This window comes from Rothia sp. LK2492 (assembly GCF_040946345.1).
GTDB lineage: Bacteria > Actinomycetota > Actinomycetes > Actinomycetales > Micrococcaceae > Rothia > Rothia endophytica.
Genome location: NZ_JAYWLX010000020.1, coordinates 1 through 4,116, shown reverse-complemented (window position 1 = coordinate 4,116; position 4,116 = coordinate 1). Strand labels below are relative to the sequence as shown.

Annotated in this window: 5 protein-coding genes; 1 reads left to right on the top strand and 4 read right to left on the bottom strand. The window is 57.3% G+C overall.

Annotated elements, in window-relative coordinates; genetic code table 11:
- Positions 1-406 precede the first annotated feature (406 nt).
- The 4 genes from VVR27_RS11515 to VVR27_RS11500 all read right to left on the bottom strand — a co-directional run bounded on the left by VVR27_RS11515 (position 407) and on the right by VVR27_RS11500 (position 3,215).
- Complete coding sequence (locus VVR27_RS11515; protein WP_000376623.1) at positions 407-907, bottom strand: GNAT family N-acetyltransferase; 501 nt, start codon at positions 905-907, stop codon at positions 407-409.
- Between the two features lie 127 nt (positions 908-1,034).
- Positions 1,035-1,874: a sulfonamide-resistant dihydropteroate synthase Sul1 gene (sul1, locus tag VVR27_RS11510; protein ID WP_000259031.1), complete on the bottom strand. Its 840-nt coding sequence runs from the start codon at positions 1,872-1,874 to the stop codon at positions 1,035-1,037.
- Positions 1,868-2,215, bottom strand: coding sequence for a quaternary ammonium compound efflux SMR transporter QacE delta 1 (locus tag VVR27_RS11505; RefSeq protein ID WP_000679427.1), 348 nt, complete (start codon positions 2,213-2,215; stop codon positions 1,868-1,870). The genes sul1 and VVR27_RS11505 overlap by 7 nt, the downstream gene beginning before the upstream one ends.
- Before the next feature lie 163 nt (positions 2,216-2,378).
- Positions 2,379-3,215, bottom strand: coding sequence for an ANT(3'')-Ia family aminoglycoside nucleotidyltransferase AadA9 (locus VVR27_RS11500; RefSeq protein WP_010991842.1), 837 nt, complete (start codon positions 3,213-3,215; stop codon positions 2,379-2,381).
- 145 nt (positions 3,216-3,360) lie between these two features.
- Between VVR27_RS11500 and intI1 the strand changes: the two genes are divergently transcribed.
- On the top strand, positions 3,361-4,116 hold a 756-nt coding region (gene intI1 / locus VVR27_RS11495; RefSeq protein ID WP_368548486.1), incomplete at its 3' end, for a class 1 integron integrase IntI1.

Below are 4,116 nucleotides of genomic sequence, written 5' to 3'. Positions count from 1 at the left end.
CTTCTGATATTGAACTGTCAGGAGCTGGCTGCACAACAGCCATTACGCCCAATCAACTGGTGCAGTCGTCTTCTGAAAATGACATTTGGTATCTCTCATAAACGGATGTTTTTGAGAGAACTATCTTCGGCCTTCACACGCACGAAAGGCGGCGAAGCTCCGCCGTTAATCCGTCCGCCGGAGATCTCGCCCAGGCAGGCTGAAGGCCGAGCAAGCCTGACAGGCCCGAAAAGCCCGGCACGGGCGTCGGCGGCGATGACGGCGGCGGCATTATCCAGGGTTGATGATGGAAGTGGAGGATATCGACAACCTCTCGCGCAACCAAGACATCGCGGTCGGACTGCAAGTGATCTTGAAGCCACGGGCCCGTCCCACCCCGACATGGACCTCGATGCCCGAACGGACGTTAGATTTCGAGTTCTAGGCGTTCTGCGATGAAGGTTGGATCCCAGCCGGGATTGAAAGTGTCGACGTGGGTGAATCCGAGCCGCTCGTATAGGCCACGCAGGTTCGGGTGGCAGTCGAGCCGCAGCTTGGCGCACCCCTGCGTTCGCGCGGCATGGCGGCAAGCCTCGATCAGCGCGGAGCTGACACCCCGGCCCGCATGTGTCCGTCGCACCGCGAGCTTGTGCAGATATGCGGCCTCCCCCTTGAGGGCGTCGGGCCAGAACTCGGGATCCTCGGCCGACAAGGTGCAACAGCCGACGATGCCGTCGCTGCAACTCGCGACTAGGAGCTCGGATCTCAGGACGAAGGTCTCCGCGAATGTCCGGTCGATCCGCGCGACGTCCCAGGCGGGCGTTCCCTTGGCGGACATCCACGCCGCAGCGTCGTGCATCAGCCGCACAACCTCGTCGATATCACCCGAGCAGGCGACCCGAACGTTCGGAGGCTCCTCGCTGTCCATTCGCTCCCCTGGCGCGGTATGAACCGCCGCCTCATAGTGCAGTTTGATCCTGACGAGCCCAGCATGTCTGCGCCCACCTTCGCGGAACCTGACCAGGGTCCGCTAGCGGGCGGCCGGAAGGTGAATGCTAGGCATGATCTAACCCTCGGTCTCTGGCGTCGCGACTGCGAAATTTCGCGAGGGTTTCCGAGAAGGTGATTGCGCTTCGCAGATCTCCAGGCGCGTGGGTGCGGACGTAGTCAGCGCCATTGCCGATCGCGTGAAGTTCCGCCGCAAGGCTCGCTGGACCCAGATCCTTTACAGGAAGGCCAACGGTGGCGCCCAAGAAGGATTTCCGCGACACCGAGACCAATAGCGGAAGCCCCAACGCCGACTTCAGCTTTTGAAGGTTCGACAGCACGTGCAGCGATGTTTCCGGTGCGGGGCTCAAGAAAAATCCCATCCCCGGATCGAGGATGAGCCGGTCGGCAGCGACCCCGCTCCGTCGCAAGGCGGAAACCCGCGCCTCGAAGAACCGCACAATCTCGTCGAGCGCGTCTTCGGGTCGAAGGTGACCGGTGCGGGTGGCGATGCCATCCCGCTGCGCTGAGTGCATAACCACCAGCCTGCAGTCCGCCTCAGCAATATCGGGATAGAGCGCAGGGTCAGGAAATCCTTGGATATCGTTCAGGTAGCCCACGCCGCGCTTGAGCGCATAGCGCTGGGTTTCCGGTTGGAAGCTGTCGATTGAAACACGGTGCATCTGATCGGACAGGGCGTCTAAGAGCGGCGCAATACGTCTGATCTCATCGGCCGGCGATACAGGCCTCGCGTCCGGATGGCTGGCGGCCGGTCCGACATCCACGACGTCTGATCCGACTCGCAGCATTTCGATCGCCGCGGTGACAGCGCCGGCGGGGTCTAGCCGCCGGCTCTCATCGAAGAAGGAGTCCTCGGTGAGATTCAGAATGCCGAACACCGTCACCATGGCGTCGGCCTCCGCAGCGACTTCCACGATGGGGATCGGGCGAGCAAAAAGGCAGCAATTATGAGCCCCATACCTACAAAGCCCCACGCATCAAGCTTTTGCCCATGAAGCAACCAGGCAATGGCTGTAATTATGACGACGCCGAGTCCCGACCAGACTGCATAAGCAACACCGACAGGGATGGATTTCAGAACCAGAGAAAGAAAATAAAATGCGATGCCATAACCGATTATGACAACGGCGGAAGGGGCAAGCTTAGTAAAGCCCTCGCTAGATTTTAATGCGGATGTTGCGATTACTTCGCCAACTATTGCGATAACAAGAAAAAGCCAGCCTTTCATGATATATCTCCCAATTTGTGTAGGGCTTATTATGCACGCTTAAAAATAATAAAAGCAGACTTGACCTGATAGTTTGGCTGTGAGCAATTATGTGCTTAGTGCATCTAACGCCTGAATTAAGCCGAGCCGCGAAGCGGCTTCGGCTTAAATGAATAGTTAGACGTTAGACGTTCTTGGCGCCATCGCAAATATGCGAAGTTTGAGATTTTCGCTTTTCGAGCAAATCAGCGACCGCAGACTTTGCATAGCCAATGAACGCCGAAGTCTCATCTGCACGCAAAGCAAGACTATCCTTGCAAAGCCCAAGATAGGCTTGCCGCGCCTCAACCAGTATTGGCTTATGCTCAGCTGGCAAGCGCTCTAAAACCCATTCGGCGGCCACATCCTTGGGGACGATTCCTCCAGTTTCAGTGCTATACCAGATCCGAGCTAACGTGAGTACGATGTTCCGCTCCTCATTTTCCCAATCCTCATGAGTATTCCACAGCTTAAGGGTATCGGAAAGCACCTGGAGAAAGTCATGCTCTGGCACCGGCATGAAGACTTTTTGAGCCACTGGACCTACTAAAGCGATGCTGTGTTGCCTAGCTTTCGTTATTAGAATTGCAAGGTCGGCGTCCAAGGCGGCTGGCTCGAAGACACCTTCAAGAATATCCTCCCGCAGCCACTCCCCGAACTGCAGTTCTCGTCGTGCCGGATAACGCCAAGGCACTACTTCGTTGCATGCAACAACAGTTACCTCTAGCGGCCGGAGTATTGAGCTTTCGCATGGTGGTGCCGAGATATTCAAGAAATCGAGCATCAGGGAGCGTCTGGTAGCTTCATCCAAGCGTGCATCCACGGTAACCAGCAGATCAATGTCGCTATATGGTTTGAGGCCACCATCAATTGCAGAACCATACAAGTGTATGGCTTTCAGCGTTGATGCCAAATGGCGTTTAATTACATCGCGTGCCTGTGAAAGCTGTCTTGAGATTCCGGTGTGTATAGAGTTGCTCATCATGTCTAACTTTGTTTTAGGGCGACTGCCCTGCTGCGTAACATCGTTGCTGCTCCATAACATCAAACATCGACCCACGGCGTAACGCGCTTGCTGCTTGGATGCCCGAGGCATAGACTGTACAACAAAACAGTCATAACAAGCCATGAAAACCAGCACTGCACCGTTACCACCGCTGCGTTCGGTCAAGGTTCTGGACCAGTTGCGTGAGCGCATACGCTACTTGCATTATAGCTTACGAACCGAACAGGCGTATGTCCACTGGGTTCGTGCCTTCATCCGTTTCCACGGTGTGCGTCACCCGGCAACCTTGGGCAGCAGCGAAGTCGAGGCATTTCTGTCCTGGCTGGCGAACGAGCGCAAGGTTTCGGTCTCCACGCATCGTCAGGCATTGGCGGCCTTGCTGTTCTTCTACGGCAAGGTGCTGTGCACGGATCTGCCCTGGCTTCAGGAGATCGGAAGACCTCGGCCGTCGCGGCGCTTGCCGGTGGTGCTGACCCCGGATGAAGTGGTTCGCATCCTCGGTTTTCTGGAAGGCGAGCATCGTTTGTTCGCCCAGCTTCTGTATGGAACGGGCATGCGGATCAGTGAGGGTTTGCAACTGCGGGTCAAGGATCTGGATTTCGATCACGGCACGATCATCGTGCGGGAGGGCAAGGGCTCCAAGGATCGGGCCTTGATGTTACCCGAGAGCTTGGCACCCAGCCTGCGCGAGCAGCTGTCGCGTGCACGGGCATGGTGGCTGAAGGACCAGGCCGAGGGCCGCAGCGGCGTTGCGCTTCCCGACGCCCTTGAGCGGAAGTATCCGCGCGCCGGGCATTCCTGGCCGTGGTTCTGGGTTTTTGCGCAGCACACGCATTCGACCGATCCACGGAGCGGTGTCGTGCGTCGCCATCACATG

Bases quoted from the DNA above. Each gene is read 5' to 3' on its own strand.
- VVR27_RS11515 (WP_000376623.1), bottom strand. From the start codon at position 907: ATGGACAGCGAGGAGCCTCCGAACGTTCGGGTCGCCTGCTCGGGTGAT.
- sul1 (WP_000259031.1), bottom strand. From the start codon at position 1,874: ATGGTGACGGTGTTCGGCATTCTGAATCTCACCGAGGACTCCTTCTTC.
- VVR27_RS11505 (WP_000679427.1), bottom strand. From the start codon at position 2,215: ATGAAAGGCTGGCTTTTTCTTGTTATCGCAATAGTTGGCGAAGTAATC.
- VVR27_RS11500 (WP_010991842.1), bottom strand. From the start codon at position 3,215: ATGAGCAACTCTATACACACCGGAATCTCAAGACAGCTTTCACAGGCA.